At 60.8% G+C, this 24,193-nt stretch carries 18 protein-coding genes and 1 tRNA gene; 9 read left to right on the top strand and 10 right to left on the bottom strand.

The features are described from left to right. The first annotated feature begins 38 nt into the window (after positions 1-38). Positions 39-115: transfer RNA gene (locus BBX50_RS15150), tRNA-Met, on the top strand. A gap of 387 nt (positions 116-502) precedes the next feature. On the opposite strand, the gene acpP is transcribed toward BBX50_RS15150, so the two are convergent. From acpP to BBX50_RS15170, 4 genes are all read right to left on the bottom strand, one after another. Further along, positions 503-751, bottom strand: coding sequence for an acyl carrier protein (gene acpP, locus BBX50_RS15155; RefSeq protein WP_065776162.1), 249 nt, complete (start codon positions 749-751; stop codon positions 503-505). 415 nt (positions 752-1,166) lie between these two features. Continuing rightward, the gene (locus BBX50_RS15160) at positions 1,167-1,400 is read right to left on the bottom strand and encodes a hypothetical protein (protein WP_065776163.1); all 234 of its coding nucleotides are present in this window, start codon (positions 1,398-1,400) and stop codon (positions 1,167-1,169) included. Positions 1,401-1,689: 289 nt separating this feature from the next. Further along, entirely contained in the window at positions 1,690-2,664 is a 975-nt protein-coding gene (locus BBX50_RS15165) for a DUF2950 domain-containing protein (RefSeq protein WP_065776164.1), read from the bottom strand. Positions 2,665-2,685: 21 nt separating this feature from the next. After that, positions 2,686-4,068, bottom strand: coding sequence for a DUF3300 domain-containing protein (locus tag BBX50_RS15170; protein ID WP_065776165.1), 1,383 nt, complete (start codon positions 4,066-4,068; stop codon positions 2,686-2,688). A gap of 332 nt (positions 4,069-4,400) precedes the next feature. Between BBX50_RS15170 and BBX50_RS15175 the strand changes: the two genes are divergently transcribed. Beyond that, entirely contained in the window at positions 4,401-5,513 is a 1,113-nt protein-coding gene (locus tag BBX50_RS15175; protein WP_139108361.1) for an AI-2E family transporter, read from the top strand. A gap of 33 nt (positions 5,514-5,546) precedes the next feature. Here BBX50_RS15175 and BBX50_RS15180 read toward each other — a convergent pair whose 3' ends face one another. Next, positions 5,547-7,325 (bottom strand): hypothetical protein, encoded by a 1,779-nt coding sequence (locus BBX50_RS15180; protein ID WP_065776167.1) that lies wholly within the window; start codon positions 7,323-7,325, stop codon positions 5,547-5,549. Positions 7,326-7,623: 298 nt separating this feature from the next. Beyond that, positions 7,624-9,621 (bottom strand): EAL domain-containing protein, encoded by a 1,998-nt coding sequence (locus BBX50_RS15185; protein WP_065776168.1) that lies wholly within the window; start codon positions 9,619-9,621, stop codon positions 7,624-7,626. Between the two features lie 312 nt (positions 9,622-9,933). Between BBX50_RS15185 and BBX50_RS15190 the strand changes: the two genes are divergently transcribed. Then, positions 9,934-10,977 carry a class I SAM-dependent methyltransferase gene (locus BBX50_RS15190; RefSeq protein ID WP_065776169.1) on the top strand — a complete coding sequence of 348 codons (1,044 nt, stop codon included), beginning with the start codon at positions 9,934-9,936 and terminating at the stop codon, positions 10,975-10,977. A 104-nt stretch (positions 10,978-11,081) separates the two neighbouring features. On the opposite strand, the gene BBX50_RS15195 is transcribed toward BBX50_RS15190, so the two are convergent. After that, a complete protein-coding gene (locus BBX50_RS15195) occupies positions 11,082-11,681 on the bottom strand; it encodes a TetR/AcrR family transcriptional regulator (protein WP_320410505.1) in 600 nt (199 codons plus the stop codon). A 259-nt stretch (positions 11,682-11,940) separates the two neighbouring features. On the opposite strand from BBX50_RS15195, the gene BBX50_RS15200 reads away from it, so the two are divergent. After that, the gene (locus BBX50_RS15200; protein WP_161490875.1) at positions 11,941-13,104 is read left to right on the top strand and encodes an efflux RND transporter periplasmic adaptor subunit; all 1,164 of its coding nucleotides are present in this window, start codon (positions 11,941-11,943) and stop codon (positions 13,102-13,104) included. Next, positions 13,101-16,199 carry an efflux RND transporter permease subunit gene (locus tag BBX50_RS15205; protein WP_065776171.1) on the top strand — a complete coding sequence of 1,033 codons (3,099 nt, stop codon included), beginning with the start codon at positions 13,101-13,103 and terminating at the stop codon, positions 16,197-16,199. The genes BBX50_RS15200 and BBX50_RS15205 overlap by 4 nt, the downstream gene beginning before the upstream one ends. Positions 16,200-16,339: 140 nt before the next feature. Here the strand turns inward: BBX50_RS15205 and BBX50_RS15210 are convergent, their stop codons facing one another. Genes BBX50_RS15210 through BBX50_RS15220 form a run of 3 tightly spaced genes read right to left on the bottom strand, consistent with a single transcriptional unit; the run spans position 16,340 to position 18,997 of the window. Beyond that, positions 16,340-17,098 carry an ATP-binding cassette domain-containing protein gene (locus BBX50_RS15210; RefSeq protein ID WP_065776172.1) on the bottom strand — a complete coding sequence of 253 codons (759 nt, stop codon included), beginning with the start codon at positions 17,096-17,098 and terminating at the stop codon, positions 16,340-16,342. Next, positions 17,095-18,063, bottom strand: a complete 969-nt coding sequence (locus BBX50_RS15215) for an iron chelate uptake ABC transporter family permease subunit (protein ID WP_065776173.1) — start codon at positions 18,061-18,063, stop codon at positions 17,095-17,097. Before BBX50_RS15215 ends, BBX50_RS15210 begins: the two co-directional genes overlap by 4 nt. Further along, positions 18,053-18,997, bottom strand: coding sequence for an iron chelate uptake ABC transporter family permease subunit (locus BBX50_RS15220; protein ID WP_065776174.1), 945 nt, complete (start codon positions 18,995-18,997; stop codon positions 18,053-18,055). The genes BBX50_RS15215 and BBX50_RS15220 overlap by 11 nt, the downstream gene beginning before the upstream one ends. A gap of 255 nt (positions 18,998-19,252) precedes the next feature. Between BBX50_RS15220 and BBX50_RS15225 the strand changes: the two genes are divergently transcribed. The 4 genes from BBX50_RS15225 (at position 19,253) to BBX50_RS15240 (ending at position 24,192) form a co-directional block, all read left to right on the top strand. Next, positions 19,253-20,182 carry a siderophore ABC transporter substrate-binding protein gene (locus tag BBX50_RS15225; RefSeq protein WP_065776175.1) on the top strand — a complete coding sequence of 310 codons (930 nt, stop codon included), beginning with the start codon at positions 19,253-19,255 and terminating at the stop codon, positions 20,180-20,182. 198 nt (positions 20,183-20,380) lie between these two features. Further along, a complete protein-coding gene (locus BBX50_RS15230; RefSeq protein WP_065776176.1) occupies positions 20,381-20,677 on the top strand; it encodes a DUF2218 domain-containing protein in 297 nt (98 codons plus the stop codon). A gap of 1,115 nt (positions 20,678-21,792) precedes the next feature. Next, positions 21,793-22,593, top strand: coding sequence for a response regulator transcription factor (locus BBX50_RS15235; RefSeq protein WP_065776177.1), 801 nt, complete (start codon positions 21,793-21,795; stop codon positions 22,591-22,593). A gap of 558 nt (positions 22,594-23,151) precedes the next feature. Further along, positions 23,152-24,192, top strand: a complete 1,041-nt coding sequence (locus tag BBX50_RS15240) for a UDP-glucuronic acid decarboxylase family protein (protein WP_083213694.1) — start codon at positions 23,152-23,154, stop codon at positions 24,190-24,192. Position 24,193: the final 1 nt, after the last annotated feature.

The raw sequence follows: 24,193 nt of genomic DNA on the forward strand, positions 1-24,193 counted from the left end.
ATAAAGCGGATAAATCCCATGGGGATCTACCGCGATGGCGCGGGGTGGAGCAGCCCGGTAGCTCGTCAGGCTCATAACCTGAAGGCCGCAGGTTCAAATCCTGCCCCCGCAACCAAATCTGTCCAAGAGTATCAAAGGGCTTCGCGAAAACGCGGAGCCCTTTTGGCGTTTAAGGGGACAGAAAAGGGCAGGCGACAAACGCTGTCCGGGCAACCCGAGGGCTTGGAAAGGAACGAAATCCAACCCGCAAGCCGATGCCAGCGCAAGCAGACCTGCCCGAACTTGTTCCGGCCATAGCAGCTTTTCGAACTCGGAACTTGTTTCGAACACAATCGCCATCTATACACCCGACATCGCATTTGCTGATGAGCGCTGAACGTTTCGCCGCTCGCAATTGCGGCGTCGCATTAGACTTTTGACCACGGATGTACTGGCACTGGTGTTAGAGCGATGATGAGGAAGGTCGGTGCGTTTCGCCCCGGCCTTTTTTGTTGTCCGTATGTCAGGACTTGCAGTTGCTGATGAGGTCGATGGCATCTCCAACCGTCACAAGCCTGTCCGTCCACTCGTCCGGGATCTGGATATCGAATTCCTCTTCGAGCATCATCGCCATCTGTGACACCTCAAGAGAGTCCGCTCCCAGATCGTCGATGAGCGATGCGGCCTCCACGACCTCGGTCTCCTCCACACCGAGAAGTTCAACAATCAGCTTCGTCACACGGCCGGTTACATCGGTCCTGGCGTCGCCCATGGCTCACCTCCCTTTGCGCGTGAGCGCCTTCGTCTTTCGGCCCCCTTATTGCGACTGCGGGACTCGGTCGGTTTTGGTTGCGCTGGACGGTGTTTCGTAGCCCGTGAAGATGGTTGGAGCGGGCCTGAAGGCCCAGACCATCAGAATACCCATGGAAACGATCGCAAGCGAGAGCATCAGACGATTTGACATGGCGCATTCCTCCTTGCTTGGAGTGCTGTGAATGCTGGTTCGCATTCGTCGCCATTGTCAGTTCGACATTTCTGGCAATGGGACGCGCAAGTGCCCTCTTTGAGGCCTCACGGTCCGTGCGGGTTAGGGAAGGTTTGATAGGTCCGGTCGCCGCATGGCAACACGGCAAGTATACCACAGTTCTTGCGCGTGGTCGCACCCAAGCGGGCGCAGGTGTTGTGCGTCAAATGACCAGTTGCACGATGTGGGCGAAGGGCGTCATCGCCCACTTGCCGGTGTTGTCCTTTGACGTCTTGTAAATGATGAAGTCTCGCCCGACGGTGAACGATCCGTGCATGGTGATCTCATTGCCAGTCGAGAGAATTGCCCGGAGTTCGTTTGTGTGGCGTTGCTCAATTTGGCCATTGATCAGGTCCGCCAGGACCTGGTCAAACGTTGCCGGCTGTGTGTCAGTCATGGAGGCCTCCGAGCTGTTGCGGCAGGAAGACTTTTGATGGCGCCACAAATTGGGACGGGAGGCAAGGGGGGCGGCGGCGCCGGCTGCTCCGATCACAGGTGCCGCACAGGTCCGGCGCCTGTGGAACGATCTCGGGCTTGGGGGGGATTGCCACCAATCAAGTGCGCCTTGAAAACATGTAGCATGCAGCGCAGTCTGGCCGACTGAGCTTCACGCCTCAAGGTCGGTTCGGGGAGACGCCCGATCAGGCATCTCCGCAAGACGTGGTCGGTTTTTTGTAACCGCTCGATCAATCTTCCACGACGTTCCATTTGTCGTCCGGGTCGAACCGGTCGATGAATGGCACGATCGCTTCGGTGCTCGGCCCCAGGTCGCGCTCGTAAACGATGCCCTGCTGGTTGACGAGGAGGGTTTTCACCCCCGTCTCGGCATAGGTCACCGGCCAGGCGATCAGCGCGAAGCCGCCAATCATATTGTCATTGATTACGTAGTCGTAGCGGCCGCCGGCGATGTTGTCGCCCTGCGACGTCAGGATGCGGAACCGGTAGCCGAAATAACCCTCGCCCGCCTTCGCCTTCTCCAGGGCCGCCTCGCTGATCGCGTCGCCGACCGGGCTTTCGCCATCGCCCTGGCTGGCCGGCCAATAAAGCCCGTCAGTCTGGCCCGGCGTGCTGATCAGCTTCTGCGCATATTCAAGAACGCCGTCCGCGTCCCGATCCTGGGCGGCATAGTCCTTTTGCGCGTCGACATAGGCCTGCACCGTTTCGATTGCCTGGAGCTCGTTTTCCCCGACCCGGCGGTTAACGATTTCCTCAAGCCCGACATAGGTGTCGAACGCCCATTTGCCGTCCTCGCCCTTGGTGAGCGGGAAGGGCAAGGGCCAAAGCCTGTCGCCGATCTGAAGGATCTTGCGCCCCTCAAGGTCCCGTACGACGACATTGCGGGCGGCCCCCTCGCGAATAAGAGTGAAGGTATCCTTCACCCCTTCGCTGTCTTTGAGCTTCTTGGCATTCAGCCCCAGGAGCTTTGCCAGGCCGTCGAAATCGTTGGCTGCCAGCTTCGCCTTGAATTCCTCCACCGCCTTGGCTGGATCGTCGAATGCCGGCGGGTCTTCCTCAGCGGCGTAGGCGTCGATTTCGGTCGGCATCTGATAGGCCGGTGGCTGATCTTCCGGTGGTTGCGTCTGCGAGAACGAGGCGCCGATCGGCATGGCCGCCAGAGCCAGCGCAGTTCCCAGGAGAAGCGGATTGAAGAGCTTAGTCATGGTCGTTCTCCCGTGATCCCGTCACCGTCTGCGGCCGCCGCCGCGTCCACCGCCACCGCCTCGGTGCATCTGCGGTCTGCCGCCACCACGGCTCATCTGTGGCCGCCCGCCGCCGCGATGGCCACCGCCCATGCTATGTCCACCGCGGCGTGACGACGCCATCTCCCGGCGGCCGGGGTTGACGTTGCCGAGACCTGACGGCTTCCGCGATCGGTTCTGCGCCTTGGCCGCCATCTTCTTCTTGCCGCCGGTGCGGCTGACCTGGGAAGGTTTGTTGCCGCCTGGGCGATTGATGCTCGGCTTTCCGTCGCCTGCGCGCGCATTCGCGATCGCCTGACCGCCGCCAGCGCCGCCAGGTCGCGCCGCCGGTCTCTGCTGCGCCTTCAAGCCCTCGAGCGTGCTCTTGCGCACATCTCTGATCTGGCCGCCTCCTGCGCCGCCCGGACGGGCGTTCGGCCGGTCGCGGTTGATCGCGGCGGCGCGGTTGCGAAGGTTGTTGTTGCCGTTCGCCTTGATGTTGTTCTTGATGTTGGTCCGGTCGAATTTCTGCAGCTGGCTGCGGTCGAGCTTCAGTTTGCTCCGGTCGACATTCTTCCAGTCGATGTCGCTCATCTTGAGCTTGCCGTTGAAATCGATGTTGTTGAAGCATTTGTTGCAATCGATATCGACGTCGCCACCCCAGTTTCCACCCCAGACGCCCCAATCGTCCCAATCGACGATCGCGGCAAAGGCAGCGCCGGTGACAGCGCCGGCAAAGAAGGCGGCACCCGGATACCAATAGGCGGGATAGGGCTCGTCGTAGTAGCCGATCGGCGCCGGTGCATAATCCGGTTCGTAGAGCATCTCCGGCGGATACTGCGGCACGTAGATGGTTTCCGGATTTGCCGCCTGAATGACGACATTGTCGCCTTCGTGAACCACCTTCACCTTGTCGTCGGTCTTGATGATGTTCTTGGCGACCGCCTCGTCACGCAGTTGCTGGATCGCGATCAGCACGTCCTTCTGCTGATTGGCGATCGCCTCGCCGAAGGACTGCGTCCATTCGAGGTCTTCGCTCATCATCTTGACGATCTGGGGATAGTTCAGCAACGAAACGATGCTGCCGTCCCAGTCGTCCTTCGGTTTCATGTCGGGCTTTTTCTCGCGGGCCTCCAGGAAGCGTTCCGCTTCGACGATCTGCAATGGGTAGAGAGCGGCTGCGGAAACGAGCGCCACCAATTCATCCGGATAAAGCGCAATGCGGGCGACCAGAACTTCGAGTTCGTCGTCGCTGAGCGGTTCCGGCGCGGTCTGCGCCTGATCCGCGGGTGCTGTCGCGGTCTGCTGCGCCAAGGCCGCCGTGATGGGCGTTGTTACCAGCAATGCTATTGCGCTGCCGAGCGCGATGATCGTTTGCCTGATCATCTATCCAGCCTCCCTTTTATATTGGGTGGTGCGCGCGGGCGCTTGAACAAGCGCGCGTGACAGCCCCCTGTCGACGCCTCTCATGCTGCAACTAGAATTTGATCGTGCTGCAGCCCGTGCTCCTGCTGCCATCTGTCACAAGAATCTCTAGGGGAGGTCGGGCGATGGGAAAGCCCGACTGACGTATGCTACGGTATGTTACCGCCGCGCGATTGCCGTAGGCCTAGCATCCACGGGAGGCTAGACCCGAGCGGTCGGCGGTGGTGCGCGGACAGTGGTGCAACCGAGATCTTGCGGCAGCCTCTTGGTTTGCCGTGTGGAGAGGGGAAGGGATGAGAGTGGACGATGATCCTTCCCGAACGGGCGTTGACCGCGACGGGTCTGCCGGGCCCTCCTCGATCGAGGCAAGGATCACGGATCTTGCCAGGATAGGCATCGTCGCGCTTTTCGCCTATTTGGCGCTCACCCTGATTGCACCATTCGCAATCATCCTCGTCTGGGCGGCCATCCTGGCGGTGGCCCTCTATCCTGCCTATGCCGGCCTTGGGGCGGTACTTCGCTCGCGGCGCCTTTCGGCGGCTCTCATCACGCTTGCCTGCCTCGCCGTGATTGTCGCGCCGTTGACGACGATTGCGCTGAGCTTTGCCGAAGGCGCTCAGGCGTTGCTGGCAAGACTTGGCGATGGTTCGCTGAGAATACCGGTACCACCGGAAGGCGTTCGCACCTGGCCGATCATCGGCGACCGGGTCCATGCGGCCTGGAGCATGGCGTCGGGCAATCTCGAGGCCCTTCTTGGCAGGCTCGAACCTTCGTTGATACAGGCCGGCAGCAAGGCTCTCGGCAAGATCGCGAGCGTTGGCGCCGAGGTGTTGAGCTTCGTGGTTTCCGTGCTGGTGGCCGGGTTTCTCTTCGGCTCCGGAGAGCGGCTTGCCCAGGTGGCCCAACGGTTCGCCGGCAGGATCGGTGGAGACAGAGGCGTCGGCTTCCTGCGGCTGTCGACAGCGACGATCCGCAACGTGGCACGGGGCGTCATCGGCGTCGCGCTGCTGCAGGCGTTTCTCTCGGCCCTGGTGCTCAGCCTGTTCGGCGTTCCCGCACCAGGTGCGATCGCCTTTGTCGTGCTCATCCTCTGCATTATCCAGATCGGCCCGGCGCTGGTTCTCCTGCCGGTAATGATTTGGGCCTGGGTGACCATGGACTTCGGCCCGGCAGCCTTGCTCACGTTGTTGTTGGTCCCGCTTTTCGTCATCGACAATGTCATGAAGCCGATCCTGGTGGCGCGCGGGCTTTCGACGCCGACGCTGGTCATCTTGCTGGGGGTGCTCGGCGGCACGTTGTCCTACGGCCTAATCGGACTTTTTCTGGGACCAATCGTTTTAAGCGTCGTGCACGACCTGCTGATGTTCTGGATGCGGTCGCAACCGGAAGGAAAAAGCGCCGCCTGACACTGAGGGACCGCGACATCGCGCTGCGGGCAATCAGCGCATCGGAGTTCCGGTGCGCGCCTGTTGAAACTCCGCGTCGGGAACCGGGACCCCTGCTGCGCGCAGGCCGTCGAGAAGACGATGCTGATCCTCCGGACGGCGGAGCCGCAAGGCTACTTCTGCGCCAATGTTGTCGAGGAAGCGCGGAGCGTTCGTTTCGAGCCACGTCCGCTCCTCTTGCGCCTGGCTGATCTTTCCAAGCTTGCCGAGGATTGCGAGCAACAGAACGTGATAGGCCGGATTGGCACGAAGATTGGCAAGGCGCGCCCAGCGCTCGGCGGCGACATAGTCGTTGCCGAAATAGGCACAGGTGGCGAGCGCCGCCTCGAAGTATCCGGCTTGGCCGAGGTTGCGCGCTGCACTTTCCGACAAAAGCTTGCAGCCCGTGTCCCACTGGCCCGACAACGCGAGCCGCAGACCGTATTCACCGGCAAGCTCTGCGTCGTTGGGATTGATGGCAAGGGCGCGCGCGCCTGTCGCCAGTGCGGCATCGATATCGCCGCGAAAGAAGAAAACGAGCATCTGCGCTTCGAGGGCGCGCACGTCGAGGGGGGCCAGATCAAGCGCGCGCGATGCCGCCTCGCTTGCCTGCTCCAGCGCCCCAGGCGATGCCAAGCGATCAAAGTGATATCGGAACGCATCGACATGGGTCATCGACAGGAGCGCCCAGGCCGTCGCGTAGGTCGGGAATTGCCGGGTCGTGCGCTGCAGGCATTCCTGGACGGAACGATGCGATTGCAGGTCGAAGTCGCCGCGCTGGTCATAGTAGGCCAGGGTACAGGCATAGGCTCGCCACTCATCCGGGACCGACCGCTTGAACTGGGCAGCCTTCGCCTGGAAGACGGCGCCATAGGGCTGGGCCACCGCGCCCGCCACCGCAGCGGCAGTTTTCGCCTGCAGGTCGATGATCTCCTGGGATTGCAGACGCTCGTCGTAGGCGTTCGCCCATAGCACCGATCCGTCCGAACGCCGCACGAGCCTCACGACCAGCCGCAGCCGCTCGCCCTCGAGTCTCACCTGTCCCTCCAGGGCATAGGTCGGGTCGTCCGGTGTCTGCAGGGCATCCTTTGAGCCTGGACGGGATACGAGGTTGATTTCCTTGAACCTGGCGATGTTGCCGACGACCTCTTCGGTGAGCCCCCGCGCCATCCTTGCCGATTGTTGCGTGCCGGAGAGGTCCTCGAACGGACTGACAACCAGCAAGGGGATGTTTGGTCGGCCGATACCGCCGGCCGGTTCGCTCTCCGCTGGGAAGAGGAGCACAGTGGCTGACAACCCGGCAAGCCCGCAGGCGAGCGCCACCGCCCCGAGCACGATCCGGCGGCGAAACCGTTGAATGAAAGCGATCGGGCCAGGGGCTGTGACGCTGCCCCGCCCGGTTGCGGGCCGTGCATCGGTGCGCCTTTCGAAGGTCGGGACATAGGCACCCTTCGGCATCTTGATCACGATCGGGTCGCTGCGGCCGGCGACCAGATAATAGCGCTCGAGCGCCCGCCGAATACGACCCGCCTCGATGCGAACAGCCGGATCTGTTTGCGGATCAAAGGACGAATCGCGACCGAAAACCTCGGTCGCGATGGAATAGGCTTTGATGCGGTCGCCGCGGCCGGCCAGAGTTTCCTCGACGACATAAGCCAGGAATTTGCGGTCCCGGTCCGGGGCATCGAATTCGGCGCTTTGGCGAATTCGATCGAGTTGCGTCAGAACTTCCGCGTCGCTGAGTGGGGATGCTGTCGGTTCGACGCCGACGTCCTGCTGGTCTCCAATGGCCATCGCGCGCCTCCATGGGCACAATGTGAGATTGTATCCGGCGGCACTGTAAGTTCCCGTATCCTACGTCTCTGCCCGGCCGGAGCGCAATATCTATTCGCGGTTTGCGTTGGGGTTGCGCTTGGTTCGCAGGGCCAGTGCGTGCGTGGTCGTCTGGACAGTCTCCAAGGAGCGGAATTGTTGCGGTCACAAGACTGGTTTGCGAGACGGTGGCAACGGCAGAGCGCAACGGCACTCGCAACGTCGATCGACCACCCTCGCCACGACTGACGGCCGGTGACACGGCTAACGGGCCTGACGCTTAGGATCGAACGCCGTTTCTTACTGGAATGCGCGGTGTGTGCGTGGGGGTATGGAACGTCGCTGCAGGTGCTGGACGACCGACGTGGAAGCCCTGCACGTGATCGATCCGGAAGCGCCGCATCAGCGCCAGCTGCTCGTCGGTCTCCACGCCCTCGATCAGGATCTTGTGACCTCGGTTGCGCACAAGCCCGATGATATCCTGGAGCATGGCGCGACCTTTCGGCGTGGCACAATCGTGCAGGAACGATCGGTCGATCTTCACGGTGTCGAAGTCGATCAGGCGCAGCCAGGAAAGACCGGCGAAGCCGGTTCCGAAATCGTCCAGCCAGATCCGGATGCCGAGCGTCTCCAGATCACTGATGCAGCGCAGGATGCCTGAATGCATTTCCATCTCTAGTCCCTCGGTGATCTCGAAGGCGAGGCGGCTGCCGGCAACGCCGGTCTCTCCCAGGATCGCGGCGACCGATGTTGCAAAGCCCGGGGTCTTCAATTGGATCGGCGAGACGTTGACGCTGACGAGAGGAACGTGGTTGTCGACCAGCAGTTCGCGGCACACGGTCTTGATCGCCCAGCGACCGAGGTCGAGAATGGCGCCGGTCCGCTCGGCGACCGGGATGAACAGGCTCGGCGGAACCGAGGTGCCGTCCAGCATTGTCAGGCGCATCAGGGCCTCGACCGCGTCGACCTCTCCGGTCATCATGTTTTTGATCGGCTGGTAGACGAGGGACACGAGGTTCTGGTCGATCGCGATCTTTAGGAGCGCTGCGATGTTCTCGCTCTCGTCGCTGCTTTGCGGATCGTTCGGATCGAACAGCTTGGCGCAGTTTCGGCCACTCGCCTTTGCGGCGTAAAGCGCGCGGTCGGCCTCGTGAATGATCTTCTCGAGTTTGGCGCCGGTGTGGTTGCGGGTGAAGGCAGCGCCGACGCTGACGGTGACGATCGAGACGCCGTCGCGTCGCTGCTCGTGCATCAGTCCCATGTTTTCGACGGTTCGGCAGATGACCTCTGCAAGCTCGGCCGCCTGTTCCCGGGTGTCGAGGCGAGCGAGGACGATAAACTCCTCGCCACCGTAACGGCCGATCGAGCCGTTGTAGTCCTTGATGGCCTCGCCCAGCGCATTGGCCACAAGAATGAGGCAGCGATCGCCCTCCTGATGGCCGTAACAGTCGTTGTATTTCTTGAAGAAATCGACGTCGATCAGCATGGCAGCGAAGTTCTTTCCGAGCTTCTGCCAATCGTTCCAGTAGTCACGCAGCTGCTGATCGATGGCGCGGCGATTGTCGAGACCGGTCAAGGGATCGGTATTGGACAGTCGCAGCAGGGCCATGCCTCGTTCGGAGGCTTCGTTCTGCTGGATCTTCGCCTCGAAGGCGTTGAGGAAAACCTTGTAGCGCTCGCGGTTGAGCTTCCAATTCACATAGGACGTGAAGACGAAGCACGAGACGTAGAACGTCCCGAAGGCGATCAGATAGGACGGATCGTGTTCGGAGAAGAACGAGAGCGCGATGAAGAAGGTCACCAGGACGATGCTGGACGCGATCACCGAGAGGCGAAAGCGAAAGCTGAAGAAGAGATTGGCACCCATCATGAAGATGGCGCCAAAGATCATGTAGTAGGACATGCTGCCCGTGTCGGCGGTCATCATCGCAGGAACGAGCCAGCCGACGTAGCCGAAAACGAGAGCTGCAGCGCAAGTGCCATCGAGCCATTTGGTCCGGGCCTTTAGCCGGAACAGGATCTCAAAGGTCAAAAGCGCACCAAGACCGACGATGAGGCGAGCGACGATCGTATAGAACGCGACGTCGGGAATGAGCAGGATGTCGGGGATGAAGAAAAGCAGATAGACGACGACGGCAACCCACAACCCTTGTCTCGTCGCAGCGCGCCGGCCGGCCTCGCCCTCCATGCGATAGAGGGTCTGAAGCTCAGCCAGATGCGGCCTGTGCGGCTGCTTGTGTAGGTCGATGTCAACTACGTCGGCCAACGTGTGCTTCATGCACTGATCCATCGAGTTGCGTCACGGTCAACGGAATTTGTCGTCGCTTTTCCATCAATAGACGCTGTTTCGGACACTCCCTGCGTGCTCTCCGCGCGCAAGATGCAACAAGGGCGGGAAACGCTGCGAGGCATGATAGGGGGTGTCCATTAAGTTTTGTTAAATTAATGGGCTAGGAAGCCTGTGATTCGGCATCACCCAAAGGGATGAGACACAGGAATTTACCTTATTATATACAAAAACTTGCAATCCGAGCCGTAATGCGCGCATCTTCGCGACTATTGTTAACAAACCTTTAACGGATGGTCTCGCGTGCGCCAATTTCAGACTGTTTTCGACGGTCAGAGCCTCATTACTCCCAAGGCTATGGCCGATGAGTTCGTTTCGCCCCGCGGCGAGCGGCATGATGAACAGCTCTCGACCGGCAAGGCCGAGCTTGCATTGATACTCAGGGTCGCTCAGGAACAATTTATTCAACGAACGGAGCCGGCGAAGATCATCGACCGCCTTGCGGCCGCTCTCCACGAAGTTCGTGCCAAATACCACCCGACCGTGTGGCAGGAATTAATCCAGATTGCGCAGGATCACCCGGTCTCGGAATACTTCCTGCAAGATCCCTTCACGCGTTGGTCCTTCGAAAAGCCGAGGGGCTATTCGGGCGACGCACAGTTGCTCGACTTCATCTATGGCCACGCCAGCGTTGCCGGGGAAATCGAGCGGGCGTCACCCGTCGGGCGTGCCCTTTACGATTATACCAAGGACGCGTCCTCGTCGGTGGCTGTGCGTGAGCGTCGCGATCTCCTGACGCGCCATGTCGACGAGATCGCGGCAGGCCGCGGAGGCGAGGCGGAGATCCTGACGATTGCCGCCGGTCACCTTCGCGAAGCCAATCGCTCGGCGGCGCTGCAGGAGCGGCGGATCAAGCGCTGGGTGGCGCTCGATCAGGATCCGCTCAGTGTCGGATCGATCAGCCGCGATTTCGCGGGCACGGCGATTGAAGCGGTTGACGGTTCCGTCCGCAGCCTGCTCGGCCGGGACCAGAAGCTCGGCAAATTCGATTTCATCTATGCTGCCGGTCTCTACGACTATCTTGCCGACAAGGTGGCCATCAAGCTGACGCATCGCTGCCTGCAGATGCTGAAACCGAATGGCGTGTTCCTGTTTGCCAATTTCGCGACGGATATCGGCGTCGACGGTTACATGGAATCGTTCATGAACTGGGCGCTGTTGCTGCGCTCCGAGGCGGACATGTGGAACATCATCCACAAGAGTGCCGGCAAGGCTGCGATCGACGCTCGCGTCTTCTTCGGTGCTAACAGGAACATCGTCTACGGCATCATCCAGAAGCATTCCTGACACTGCTTCCGTGCACGCCTCCATCGGGCGAAAGCCGGGGCTTGAAACCAGGACCGCAGCGAGATGTTACTCGCTGCGGTTTTCTATTTTGCGGACGATTGACGCTATGGACGGAGAAAACGGGTTAGCAGACGGCGCAGCATCAAGCCTTCGTCCTTCGGCCTGAAACCGGGATCGACCGCGACCCTGCTGAAAATACCGTCGATGATCGCGGCGATCCAGCGAGCGGCACCAGCGGCATCGATAGTCTGATCGATCTGGCTCCGGCTCGCCGCACCGCGAAGCAAGGCTGCGAGCGCCGCCTGCAACTCCGCATCATTCCTCGCGGCAAGCGTTCCGATGCGCTCGTCACGCATGGCTTCGGCGGCGATTTCCAGCGCAAGACTTGAAAAGGTGGGATCGCTCGCAAGTTCGAGAACCGTGTCCATAAAGCCCAGCAATGCGGCCAACAGGTCCTGCTCTTCACTCAGTTTTCGAAAGATCTCCGCCGTTTCTTGACGTTCCTCCTCCACGATTGCGGCGATGATGGTGTGCTTGGTCGGGAAATAATGGAAGAGATTGCCTGGGCTCATGCCCGCTTCGGCGCAGATTTCGGCGGTCGACGTGCCATGAAAGCCCTTGCGCGAGAAGCAGGTGATCGCCGCATCCAGGATCAGTCGACGCTTGGCGGCGTGTTTTTCGGGGTCGACCCTGCGCATCAGCATTTCTCCCTGTGGGGCAGACACTTTATTAGACTAAGCACTCTGATTTCGTATGGAGGGCGGTCGGTGTCAAGCTTGCCTGTGGCCCGGAGCGCCGCCATCTTCCCGCAATGCTAGTGTGCAATTTGCCTTACAATTGACGCGTTTGGTCGATCAAATTATTAGATCGAGTAATCTAATAATTATAGAGCGTGTTTCGTACGACCTTTGGTCCGGCCGCACCGACAGGCTGCGATCCGCCACCCCATGGAAAGCCAATGAAATGAGATGCACTAATGAGTTGAACGTCGTGCTTGCCGCCTGGCTTGTGCTCGCCATGACCGGGAGCGCGGCCCATGCCTCCGGGCAGGCGGCTGCTTCCGTTCCGGTCGACAGTGCCGCCATGGCCCGTACGGTATCGACGCTTGTCGCCGATAGCCGCCCGCAGCAATGGACCAGATCCTTCGCCGGCATCTTCGTCGCTCGCGAGGAAATCGCCGTCGGTACGACACTCACCGACCAGCGCATCGCCAAGGTCGAGGTCGAGATCGGCGACCGGGTCGCAGCCGGCCAGGTGCTTGCGCGCCTTGAAACCGAAATGCTGGAAAATCTGCTGCGCGAAGCCGAGGGGCGGGTGGCACGCGCCGGCGCCACGATGGCGCGGGAGGAGGAGACGGTTACGCAGGAACAGAGGAAGCTCTCGCGCGCCCGTCAGCTCAGCCACCTCCAGGCTGCGACCACGCTCGAGGAGCGCGTCTCGGCCCTCGCCATCGCCGAGCAGGCAGTGAAGGTGGCACGCGCCGATTACGAGCAGGCGGAGGCACTCGAAGCCGAGGCGCGCCGCAAGCTCGAACGGGCTGTCATCCTGGCGCCGGCAGCCGGCATTGTCTCCGAGCGGCTTGCCCGCGCCGGTGCACTTGCGGGGACGGATCCCCTGGTCAAGCTGATCCGCGATGGCGAGATCGAGTTCGCCGCCGAAGTGCCGGAGACCGAACTGTCGCTGCTTGCCGTCGGCCAATCGGTGAAGGTCAAGCTCTCCGGCCGGAGCGACTGGATCGCAGGGCGGGTGCGGGTGATCAATCCGAAGATCGACCGCGAAACCCGGCTTGGAAACGCCCAGATCACGCTCGACACCGGCAATCCGCCCTTCGCCGGCACCTTCGGCCGCGCTGCGATCGTGATCGCCGAGCGCAGCGCCATCATGGTCGACGATTCCGCGCTGCTTTACGGGGCACACGACGGAGCGGTCTCGATCTTCGTCGTCGAAAACGGTCACGTCGTTCGCAAGGTGGTCAAGCCGGGCATGCGCCAGGGCGGAAAGGTCGAGATCGTCTCCGGTCTTGCAGCCGGCGATCGTGTCGTTCTCAAGGCCGGCGTGTCGCTTCGCGAAGGCGAGGCGGTGGCAACGAAAGACGTTCAGCCTATGCAGACGGGCAACGCGCAATGACCAGCAACATATCCGCCTGGGCGATCCGAAAGCCCGTTCCGACGATCGTCCTGTTCGTCGTTCTGACGCTGATGGGAATTGCCTCGTTCATCAGGCTGCCGGTTAACGCCAATCCGAGCGTCTCGTTTCCGATCGTCACAGTGACGGTCACCCAGCCGAGCGCGCAGCCGGCCGAAATGGAAACACAGGTGACGCGCCGCGTCGAAGGGGTTGCCGCCGGCCTCGCCGGTGTCAGTCACATCCGCTCGACCATTGCCAACGGCGTCTCGACGACCACGGTCGAATTCAAGATCGGCACCGATCCCGACCGCGCGGCCAACGACGTGCGTGAGGCCGTCGCGCAGATCCGGGCAGACCTGCCGCAGTCCATCCAGGAACCGATCGTCTCGCGCCTCGATGTCGACGGCAGTGCCATTGTCTATTACGCCGTCCGCGCTCCGAACATGTCGGAAGTGGAATTGTCCTGGTTCGTCGACGACACGATCAACAGTGAACTGCTGACGCTGCCCGGCGTGCAGAAGGTGCAGCGACTGGGTGGCGTCAACCGGGAGGTCAGGGTTTCACTCAACCCCGAGCGTCTGCTGGCGCTTGGCGTGACGGCGGACCAGGTGAACACGGCGCTCAGGGAAATCAACACGAACATCCCGAGCGGGCGCGGCGAAATCGGCGGGCGCGAGCAGTCCATTCGTACCGTCGGCAGCGCCGGTTCGGTTGAAGAGCTTTCGCGGCTGTCGATCCCGCTCACGGGCGGCCGATGGGTGCAGCTCTCCGACATCGCGACCATCGAAGACACATCCTCCGAACCGCGCAATTTCGCGCGCGTCGATGGCGCGCCTGTCGTCAGCTTTGCCGTTTCGCGCAGCAAGGGGGCGAGCGACACCGTCGTCGCCGAGGCCGTCATCCAGCGGCTGAAGGAGATCCAGGCGCGCACGCCCGGCGTCGAAATGACGGAGCTGATCTCGCTCGTCGAGTACACGCAGGAAAGCTACGATGCCGCCGTGACCGCCCTCATCGAAGGCGCGCTCCTGACGGTCGTCGTGGTCTTTGCCTTCCTGCGCAACTGGCGTGCCACGCTGATCTCCGCCCTTGCCATGCCGCTCTCCATCCTGCCGACTTTCGCAGTGATGGACCTGCTTGGTTTCACGCTCAACAGCATCAGCCTTCTGGCGCTGACGCTTGTCATCGGCATTCTCGTCGACGACGCGATCGTCGAGATCGAGAATATCGAGCGCCACGTTGACATGGGCAAGCGCCCGTTCATCGCGGCGATCGACGCGGCGGATGCGATCGGGCTCGCGATCGTCGCGACGACCCTGACGATCGTCGCGGTTTTCGCTCCGGTCAGCTTCATCGGCGGCGCGGTCGGGCAATATTTCAAGCAATTCGGCCTGACCGTCGCGATTGCCGTGTTGTTCTCGCTGCTGGTGGCACGGCTGCTGACGCCGCTGATGGCGGCCTACCTGCTGCGGCCGCGGGCCGGGCACGGCCACGCCGGCAAGCCTTCGCGCACCGCGGATGCCTATCGCCGCCTGCTCGGCTGGACGCTCGACCATCGCAAGACCGCCCTGTCGCTGGTCGCGCTGATCTTCATCGGCTCGATTGCGCTCCTGACCATGCTGCCGACCGGTTTCCTTCCGACAAGCGACAGCAACGTGTCGCAGCTCAAGATCACGCTGCCGCCGGGAACGAGGCTCGAAGAAACGGCTCGCATTTCCGACGACCTCGTCGGCAAGATCAGGCAAAGACCGGAGGTCGAGAGCGTCCTGGCGACCGCAGAAAACCTCAACGAGGTGTCGCTGCGTATCAAGCTCAAGCCGCGCAAGGAGCGCGGACTCGACCGCAAGTCCTTCGAGCTGTCGCTACGGCCCTTGCTGGCGTCCGCCCCCGATATCCAGGCGACCTTCTCCTCGGTTGAGGGCGCGAAGGACCTTTCTATCTACCTGACGAGCGACGACCCGGAAGCTCTGATGGCATCGGTGCGGCGGCTTGAAAAGGAGATGCAGGCGCTGCCAGGGCTGGTCAGCGTCCGGTCGACGGAGCCGTTGCTTTCGCCCGAACTGCTGGTCAAGCCGCGCTTCGACGAGGCGGCCAGGCTCGGCGTCTCCGTGACGTCGATCGGCACCGTCGCCCGCATCGCAACGATGGGCGACAGCGAGAGCAACTCGGCGCGCTTCAACCTCGGCAATCGTCAGGTGCCGATCCGGGTGATGCTCGATCAGTCGGCGCGCGGCGACTTCGACATGCTGCGCAATCTGAGGGTCGGCACGAACGCCGGTACCGTGGTGCCGTTGACCTCCGTCGCCGACATTTCCTTCGGCGCCGAGGAAAGCAGTGTCGAACGCCTCGACCGTAAGCGGCTGATCGCCGTGGAGGCCAACCTCAACGGCATTACGCTTGGGACTGCCTTCGAAGCGATCTCGGCACTGCCGGCGATGACCGAGCTGCCACCGGGCGTGTCGCAGGCCAATTACGGCGAAGCGGAGTACATGTCGGAGATGTTCCGCAACTTCGCGCTCGCGCTTCTGGCCGGCATCCTCATGGTTGCGGCGGTTCTGGTGCTGCTTTTCAAGGACTTCCTGCAGCCGGTCACCATTCTGGTGGCCCTGCCGCTGTCGATCGGCGGCGCTGCGTTGGCCTTGCTGCTCTTCGGCGCCGCGCTCGATCTGTCCTCGACGATCGGCATCCTGATGCTGATGGGGATCGTCTGCAAGAACTCGATCCTGCTCGTCGACCATGCAATCGAGTGCCGCAAGGAAGGTGCCGATCGGCGCACGGCGTTGCTGACGGCGGGCGTCACCCGTGCCCGGCCGATCATCATGACCACCATCGCCATGGTGGCTGGCATGGTGCCCGCCGCAATCGGCGTCGGTGCCGATGCCGCCTTCCGTGCGCCGATGGCGATCGCCGTCATCGGCGGGCTCATCACCTCGACCGCTCTGAGCCTTGTGTTCGTGCCTGTGATGTTCACCGTGATGGACGACATCAACTCGAAGCTCGGGCGACGACTGAAGCGGTTTTCCTCGGTGACGGACGAGGATCACGCGGCGGATGCCGCCCGAATTGGTCGGGAGGGCGCACACGGCGTTGCCGGCTAGAAAGCGATGCCGGGAAACCCGTGAACGGTTTTCCGCCACTTAGATGCTCCTGCCGCACGGAAGTGCGTGGCATGGCCGCCGACAAACCTTGAAGCGCGCCGCACGGGTTCAATCCGTGCGGCGCGCTTCAAGCGTTCGGTCTATTCGAAGTAATTGACGAGCCGCGTCTCGCCGACGGCGTGAACGCGGCAGTCGACGCCGAAGATCGCCTCCAGCCGGGAGGGCACGATCATATCTTCCGGCGTTCCCTCGAAGGCGAGGCGACCGCCCTGCATCGCAACGATGCGGTCGGAATAGGCCGAGGCGAAGTTGATGTCGTGCAGCACGACGACGACGGTCTTGGCGAAATCATCGGCGAGACGGCGCAGAAGCCTCATCGTCTCGACCGCGTGCTTGATGTCGAGATTGTTGAGCGGTTCGTCGAACAGCATGTAGTCGGTGTCCTGGCATAGCACCATGGCGATGAAGGCGCGCTGGCGTTGGCCGCCGGAGAGTTCGTCGAGAAAGCGGTTCGCGAAGGGTTCGAGCCCGAGATAGGCGATCGAGCGATCGATGTGCTCGGCATCGACTACCGTCAGCCGCCCCTTGGAATAGGGGTAGCGGCCGAAGGCGACGAGGTCGCGCACGCTGAGGCGGGCGGTGATGTGATTGTCCTGGCGCATGATCGAAAGCCGCCGGGCAAGCACGTCGCCGGCTGCGCGGCTGACGTCGAGGCCATCGACCAGCACTTTGCCGCGATCCATCGGCATCAGCCGGCTGACCATCGACAACAGTGTCGACTTGCCGGCACCATTGGGGCCGATGATCGAGGTCAGGCCACCGGCGGGCAGCGTCAGCGACACCCGGTCCACGACCGCGTTGCCGTCATAGGATTTCGTTACCTCTTGGATTTCGATCATCGGGCGGAGCCTCGGACAAGCAGGAAGATGAAGACAAGGCCACCGAAGAATTCGATGACGATGCTGAGCGCCGTGTTGAAGGAAAGCAGCCGCTCGAGGATGACCTGACCGCCGACGAGGGTGGTGATCGCGATGCAGACGGCGACCGGCAGCACGAAGCGGTGGCTGGCTGTCGGCGTCAGCTGCCAGGCGAGGCTTGCGACCAGCAGGCCGAAGAAGGTCACCGGTCCGACGAGCGCGGTGGAGACGGACACGAGAATGGCGATCAGCACCAGGAGAAAGGTAACGACGCGCTGGTGATCGACGCCGAGGCCGATGGCCGCCTCGCGCCCGAGCGAGAGCACGTCGAATGTCGGAGACAGCCGCCACAGCGCGAAGGTCACAGCGACGGTCGAAACGGTGGCAATGCCGAGAAGGTTGGCGTCGACGGTGTTGAAGCTTGCAAAGAGCCGGTCCTGCAGCACGACGAAGTCGTTGGGATCGAGAATGCGCTGCAGGAACGACGAGAGGCTGCGGAACAGGCCGCCCAGGATGACGCCGACCAGCATCAGGAGATGCAGGCTTCGGCTGGCTCCGGAAAAGAGGGCCCGAAACAGCAGCAACGAGAAGCCGACCATGGCTATGGTTTCGACGACGAATTGCAGCCTCGGATCGACGGCTACAGCGCCCGCCGCGCCCAGGAAGAACACCGCGATCGTCTGCAGCAATGCATACATGGCATCGAAACCGATGATCGACGGGGTCAGGATGCGGTTGCCGGAAATCGTCTGGAACAGCACGGTGGATACGGCGATGGCATAGGCGACCAGCACCATGCCCGCGAGTTTTGCGCCGCGGAAGGAGAGGATGAAGGACCAGCTCCCCTTGGCGCCGAGCGTCATGAAGGCCAGCACCGACGCCAGGGCGAGCGCTGCCGACAGGAGCAGCACGATCGAAGGGGAGAGCCTTTTCGCCTCAGCCTGCATGGGCTCGCCTCGAAAGCAAGAGATGAAGGAAGACCAGGCTGCCGATCACGCCCATGACGGTGCCGACTGGAACCTCGTAAGGAGCGATGACCACGCGCCCGACGATATCGCAGGCGAGCACAAGCCCGGCGCCGGCGGCCGCGATCAGGGGCAATGTGCGTCTGAGGTTGTCGCCCAGGATCAGGCTGACGATGTTGGGAACGACGAGGCCGAGAAACGGGATCATGCCGACGGTTGCAACCACAGTTGCCGTGACCATGGAGACGATGGCGAGCCCGAGGGTTACCACCTTGTCGTAGTCGAGCCCGACATTGCGTGCGATCGCTTCGCCCATGCCGATGACGGTAAAGCGCGCGGCGGTCGCGTAGGCGACAAGGGTGAGCGCAAAGCCAATCCACAACAGTTCGTAGCGGCCGCGCAGCACCGCAGAGAAATCGCCCGACATCCAGGCGCCCATCGACTGCATCAGATCGTAGCGATAGGCGATGAAGGTGGTGATGGCATTGACGACGCCGCCGAGCATGAGGCCAACGAGCGGCACCATCAGTTGAGAGCGCAAGGGGACCCGCCGCAGAATCTGAAGGAACAGGGCGGTCCCGACCAGCGCCGCAAGCGCCGCAAAAGCCATCTTGCCGGCGACCGGCAGGCCCGGTGAGATCAGCGTGGCCAGCAGCATGCCGAGGGCTGCGGACTCGGCCGTGCCAGCGGTCGAGGGCTCGACAAAACGGTTGCGCGCCAGCATCTGCATGATCGTTCCGGAAACCGCAAGGCCGGCGCCCGCGAGCATCAGCGCCAGCGTGCGCGGCAGGCGGCTCTCGACGATCAGCAACCAGCCGCGACCATCGTCGCTAGCGGCAAGGCTGCCGACACCGGTGAAGACGCTGACGGCGGCAAGCAGCAGGACGATCGGGATCGCAAGCAGGACTGGTCTCATTGCTTCGCCGCGCTCCGCCTTTTGTTCGTTTTGATCACGGCTCTCACTTCCCGAGACTGCATCCGGCCGTCGACCACAGCATCAAAGCCCCCGCGTCCGTCGCCGCAGGGAAGATGCAAAATCGAAGGCCCGCCTTAGTCATATATATGACCGGGTTCGTCAAGTTTATGTGCGGGCGGACCGGGCCGGAACGCACACGTTGCCCTCGTGACGAAATCGCGCTAGGAGGATCGAGAAAACATGAGGGAATTAGTCATGAATATATCTCCACTTTCTAATGGTCTGCGCAGCCTGGTCGTTGCCGTGGCGCTAGCGGTTGGCGGTGCGTCGCTGGCCATGGCCGAAACCCTGAAGATCGAACACAGCAGCGGCACCACCGAGGTGGAGAAAAATCCGAAGACGGTGCTGGTCTACGACTTCGGCATGCTGGAAACCCTGGACATGCTCGGCATTCCCGTCGCTGGCGTTCCCGGTTCGGCAATCCCGCCGTCGCTCGAAAAATACAAGGCTGACAGCTATCCGAAGATCGGCACGCTTTTTGAGCCCGACTTCGAAGCCATCAACGCAGCCGAGCCTGACCTCGTCATCGTCGGCGGCCGATCGCAGGCCAAGTATGCTGATGTTGCCAAGCTCGCGCCGACGATCGACCTGACATCCGACGATAACGACCTCATCGGCAGCGTTAAAAAGAACGCAGCAATCCTCGGTCAGATCTTCGGCAAGGACGCGGAAATCAAGGTGAGCATTGCCAAGCTTGATGGCTCGATCGAGGCGCTGCGTGGCCTTGCAGCCGAAAAAGGAACTGGTCTCATCCTGCTGACCACCGGCGGCAAGATCAGCGCCTATGGCAAGGGATCGCGCTTCGGCGCATTGCACGACGTCTTCGGGATCAAGCCGGCCGATCCCGAGTTGCAGGTTGCAACGCACGGCCAGGCGGTTTCCTACGAGTATATTCTCGAGACCAATCCGGATTGGATCTTCGTCGTTGATCGCGACGCGGCCATCGGCCAACAGACGCAGCCGGCAGCGGCCTTGCTCGACAACGAACTCGTCCGCCAAACGAAAGCCTGGAAGGACGGCCACGTCGTCTATCTCGACTCCGCCAAGCTCTATCTGACCGCTTCCGGCCTGAAGTCGCAGCAGGACATTGTTGATCAGCTGACGCAGGCGTTGAGCAAGAAGTAGCCGGCGCACCGACGACCGCGCTCCTGCGATGTCGTCGGTTGATTGGTATTGTCGCGGCGGCGCCCGGGCGCCGCCGGCTACCTGTTCCGCTCCGTCGTTGCCGATGACAGTTCAAACCATGTGGGTACTTCAGAGTGCTGTAGCGAGCTTTGCGCGTCTGATCGGACGTGCGGCGCCGTCGAGAAAAAGGAGAAAAGCATGCTGAAGGCGGTCAGCGGGTTCACGACGGATCGCGCGTCGCGCTATCTCCAGCAGATGTCCAAGCATTTCGCGCACAAAACGGCGGTCGAGTACAACGAGACGGACTCGGTCGTGACACTACCCGGCGGCGTGACGGGCCGAATGGCTGCCCGCGGCGATCAATTGTCCTTCATCGTTGAGGCGGCGGATGCCGAAGGACTGGCGCGGGGCAGGGACATCATCGAAAGTCACATCATCCGCTTTGCGTTTCGCGAGCAATTGAAAGTGCTCGACTGGGCGGAGAGCGAGAACTGAAGATGCGGCGCCGAGGGTGAAACGTCTGTTCGCTCGATCTGTGCCAATGCCAAAGAGACAGGGCGCTGCCCGGCCTTGATCGACCACGACTGAAGGAGACCGCATTAAGGGGTGTGGTGACATGAGCGGGGCGGGGAGGTGGTCGCCAGTGCCGGAACTGGTTTTCAACCAAAGGGAAGCCAACACCAAATACCCTTAACTTTTACGGTATTTTTCTAGTGTTGGCTTCTTTTGAGGAATGGCCAATATTCTAATGCAGATGTTTTCGCTTTTTTGTTAAATGAATTTCAGTTTTTACATTTTTCTGGAATGCGCGTGCGGGTTGTGACCCGCAAAATATATGTACTTACTTTACGCTTACTCGTTGGAACGCGGACGCAACACTCCGAGTTGTTTTGCGCCTCTTCGTGGAAGCTCTGGTTGAGACCCAGCGGTTACCCTTAAACTTCCCGGAACGAACGTGCAATTTGACTCCAAATGCAGCGGCGCGGAAGATACCAATTTTGGTTAGAGGTTTGTAATTACTGAGAGTTTCCGACCTTCTAATCAGTGGCAAGCCATTGTTGCGGCAAGAGAATTTCAATCTTCCTCAGACGCCATGGCGCACGCATACCCCGATCGCCACCATTCGTTTGGGCTGGGAACGTAAACGCTTGCCGATTAGTAAGGCGCGTCCGGTAGTCCGAACTAAGTATCCTTGGGTATATCGGGGCGTAGGAAGTGGCGAAACGCCTGTCTCGAAGGTCCGGGCAACTAATCCATTTCGCATTCTGTGGGGCTCGTCGTCGCAGAAATGGCCGGAATAGCTCGGGCGGCAAGGGTGCCCTATCATCTTGTTTTAGGGGGCTTACCGAGTCTCGGTAAACAGAATGTTTGCGGTATAACCCAAAGATGGTTCGATTTATAACGATTTAAGTGCCCATCTCGCGCTTCTCTAATCCTTTTGGGCTGTTTCGTTGCGCAAATCTTTACGTTACATTAGCTATCGCGAATTTTCCCCGCGCAGGAAGAATCGCGATGCTTAGTGGATCCGAAAAAATTTTCTGAAAGTGGGGTGCCCTGCGGTCAACCCGGAGCACCCATAAAAATAAATGGAAAAATCCTAGGAGGGCGTAATGTATCCTGGAAGCTCCAAAGTGAGTGATTTTGAAGATAACAACAAGGCTTTGTCACAAAAGAAAAAGATCGTCATGCTCGCAAAGATCGACCTGTTCGCCGAGTGCCTGATGCAGGCAGTCGGCGCCAGGTTCCAAGGGCATGACATCGTCTGCTTACCCGATCCCGACAATCTGCTGGACGGAAACCTCGTCGATGTGACGCTGATCATGCTGTATCGGATGCCTCCCAAGTCCTTTCCGGCAATCCTGCGGACCATACACGAGTTTCACCCGAGGGCTTCGATCGGCCTGGTGGTGGAGAATGCCGAGGAACTCGATCCTTCGATTGCAGGTTTCGTGGAGGAGCGTCTGATCCATGGGGTCCTGCCGCTGAACCTCAATCTGGATGTCTGCCTCGCAGCCATCGATTTACTGATGAAAGGGGGCGAGCATTTTCCGGCCGCCCTGCTGCGCCGGCTTTCTCCCGAGCCGTTCTCGGCAAGCAGCCTCTATAGTCGGCGCGTGGAAATGTCGGGGCCGGGTGCGGCTTCGGGAACGGGCCGGCGCAAGCGCGATGCTGGCCCGGACGGGTTGACGACGCGCGAGGTTCAGATCCTCGATCTGATCTGCAAAGGAACACAGAACAAGATCATTGCAGACCGCCTCGGGCTCTCGGAAAACACCGTCAAGGTCCATGTTCGCAACATCTATAAGAAGATGAACGTTCGCAACCGCACGGAAGCGGCGTCGCGCTACTTCACCAACGATGCGGCCACGGAACGGAACGGCGACGTGCTTCTATCGCGCTGGAAGAACTGAGTTCTGCAAGAGTGAAATGATCCCGCGCCCTGTGTCTGTGATGCAGGGCGCGATCGCCGTCCTGGCTCCGGAGCGAACTTCCCGGGGCAGTTCCCGACATCCTTCGCCCTTGGCCGCTTCCCGTGGAGGGTTGCGCGGACTGTAACAGATGCCGGCAAACCGCCGCAGCCGCAAGCCTGGCGTCATTCAACACAAGCCCTCGTCTTTAAAATACAGGCGATATTCGAAAGATTACATTGGTAAATGAAGCGTTACATTTTCGCTGCTGGTCAGCAGAATCTATAATCATATCGGATTATTCGGAACGCGTTTTATTGTAAATTTGGGTTACAAATTGCCGTTAACCATCCTTTGTGTTTGACGAAATACACGTTATTTGATAGTTATCTAATATTGAATTTGAAATAATGTAAACTATTAGATCGAATTGTATAGTTCGTTTTCAAACGGGTTGTGCGTGACTGTGTAATAAAGAGAATTTTCCTTATTATATTATTCATTCGCAGTCCGTCTCCAAATCACCAAAAGAAATGGTGTGTAAAATAATTGGAGGTGCGCATGCGAAAGGTCGTTTCTGGGCCGCTGTCTGTCGTCAGACAGCGGGAATTTCTGAAGAAACTCGCAGGAATACCAAAGAGAATTCTGGTAACGGGCGGAAGCGGTTTTCTGGGCTCTCATCTTTGCGAAAGACTTCTCTCCCTTGGTCATACAGTTATTTGTATTGATAATTTTTCGACCGGGCGCCGCGAAAATCTCTCTCATCTGGCGCGCAACCCCCATCTCCACATCATCGATCATGACGTTCGCAAGCCCTATTTGATCGATGCCGACGTCATCTTCAATTTCGCTTCGCCGGCATCGCCGCCCGACTATCAGGCGGATCCGGTCGGCACCCTGATGACCAATGTCCTTGGTGCGCTCCATGCTTTGGAAAATGCGCGCGCCACCGGCGCGACGGTCATTCAGTCGTCGACTTCGGAAGTTTATGGCGACCCGCTTCTCAGCCCGCAGCGCGAAACCTATTTCGGCAACGTCAACCCGATCGGTCCGCGTGCCTGCTACGATGAGGGCAAGCGATCAGCCGAGACACTGTTCTTCGACTACCACCGCACCCATGGGGTGAAGATCAAGGTTGCGCGTATCTTCAACACCTACGGTCCGCGGATGCGTCCGGATGACGGTCGGGTGATCTCCAATTTCGTCGTGCAGGCATTGCTCGGACGGGATCTCACCATCTATGGCGACGGACAGCAGACCCGATCGTTCTGCTATGTCGATGATCTGATCGACGGATTTCTCCGTCTTTCGGTTTCCTCTGACAGCTGCACAGGGCCGGTCAATCTGGGCAATCCGGGAGAGTTCACGGTTCTCGAGCTTGCGCAGATGGTGCGCTCGCTGACCGGTTCGCGTTCGCGCATCGTGCACCAGACGGCTGCCGTCGACGATCCCCGCCAGCGACGGCCGGATATCTCGCAGGCGCTTTCCGAGCTCGCATGGGAGCCGAAGGTCATGTTGCGGGAAGGGCTCGAACGCACGATTGCCTACTTCGACGAACGCCTGAGCGTGGTCGGCCGCGCGATGGCGGGAGAGGCGGTATGAC

Source organism: Ensifer sp. LC11 (genome assembly GCF_001695835.1).
Classification (GTDB): domain Bacteria; phylum Pseudomonadota; class Alphaproteobacteria; order Rhizobiales; family Rhizobiaceae; genus Ensifer.

Bases quoted from the DNA above. Each gene is read 5' to 3' on its own strand.
- BBX50_RS15160 (WP_065776163.1), bottom strand. From the start codon at position 1,400: ATGACTGACACACAGCCGGCAACGTTTGACCAGGTCCTGGCGGACCTG.
- BBX50_RS15195 (WP_320410505.1), bottom strand. From the start codon at position 11,681: ATGCTGATGCGCAGGGTCGACCCCGAAAAACACGCCGCCAAGCGTCGA.
- BBX50_RS15200 (WP_161490875.1), top strand. From the start codon at position 11,941: ATGAGATGCACTAATGAGTTGAACGTCGTGCTTGCCGCCTGGCTTGTG.
- BBX50_RS15205 (WP_065776171.1), top strand. From the start codon at position 13,101: ATGACCAGCAACATATCCGCCTGGGCGATCCGAAAGCCCGTTCCGACG.
- BBX50_RS15215 (WP_065776173.1), bottom strand. From the start codon at position 18,063: ATGCAGGCTGAGGCGAAAAGGCTCTCCCCTTCGATCGTGCTGCTCCTG.
- BBX50_RS15170 (WP_065776165.1), bottom strand. From the start codon at position 4,068: ATGATCAGGCAAACGATCATCGCGCTCGGCAGCGCAATAGCATTGCTG.
- BBX50_RS15225 (WP_065776175.1), top strand. From the start codon at position 19,253: ATGAATATATCTCCACTTTCTAATGGTCTGCGCAGCCTGGTCGTTGCC.
- BBX50_RS15165 (WP_065776164.1), bottom strand. From the start codon at position 2,664: ATGACTAAGCTCTTCAATCCGCTTCTCCTGGGAACTGCGCTGGCTCTG.
- BBX50_RS15185 (WP_065776168.1), bottom strand. From the start codon at position 9,621: ATGAAGCACACGTTGGCCGACGTAGTTGACATCGACCTACACAAGCAG.
- BBX50_RS15240 (WP_083213694.1), top strand. From the start codon at position 23,152: ATGCGAAAGGTCGTTTCTGGGCCGCTGTCTGTCGTCAGACAGCGGGAA.
- BBX50_RS15220 (WP_065776174.1), bottom strand. From the start codon at position 18,997: ATGAGACCAGTCCTGCTTGCGATCCCGATCGTCCTGCTGCTTGCCGCC.
- BBX50_RS15175 (WP_139108361.1), top strand. From the start codon at position 4,401: ATGAGAGTGGACGATGATCCTTCCCGAACGGGCGTTGACCGCGACGGG.
- BBX50_RS15180 (WP_065776167.1), bottom strand. From the start codon at position 7,325: ATGGCCATTGGAGACCAGCAGGACGTCGGCGTCGAACCGACAGCATCC.
- BBX50_RS15210 (WP_065776172.1), bottom strand. From the start codon at position 17,098: ATGATCGAAATCCAAGAGGTAACGAAATCCTATGACGGCAACGCGGTC.
- BBX50_RS15230 (WP_065776176.1), top strand. From the start codon at position 20,381: ATGCTGAAGGCGGTCAGCGGGTTCACGACGGATCGCGCGTCGCGCTAT.
- acpP (WP_065776162.1), bottom strand. From the start codon at position 751: ATGGGCGACGCCAGGACCGATGTAACCGGCCGTGTGACGAAGCTGATT.
- BBX50_RS15235 (WP_065776177.1), top strand. From the start codon at position 21,793: ATGTATCCTGGAAGCTCCAAAGTGAGTGATTTTGAAGATAACAACAAG.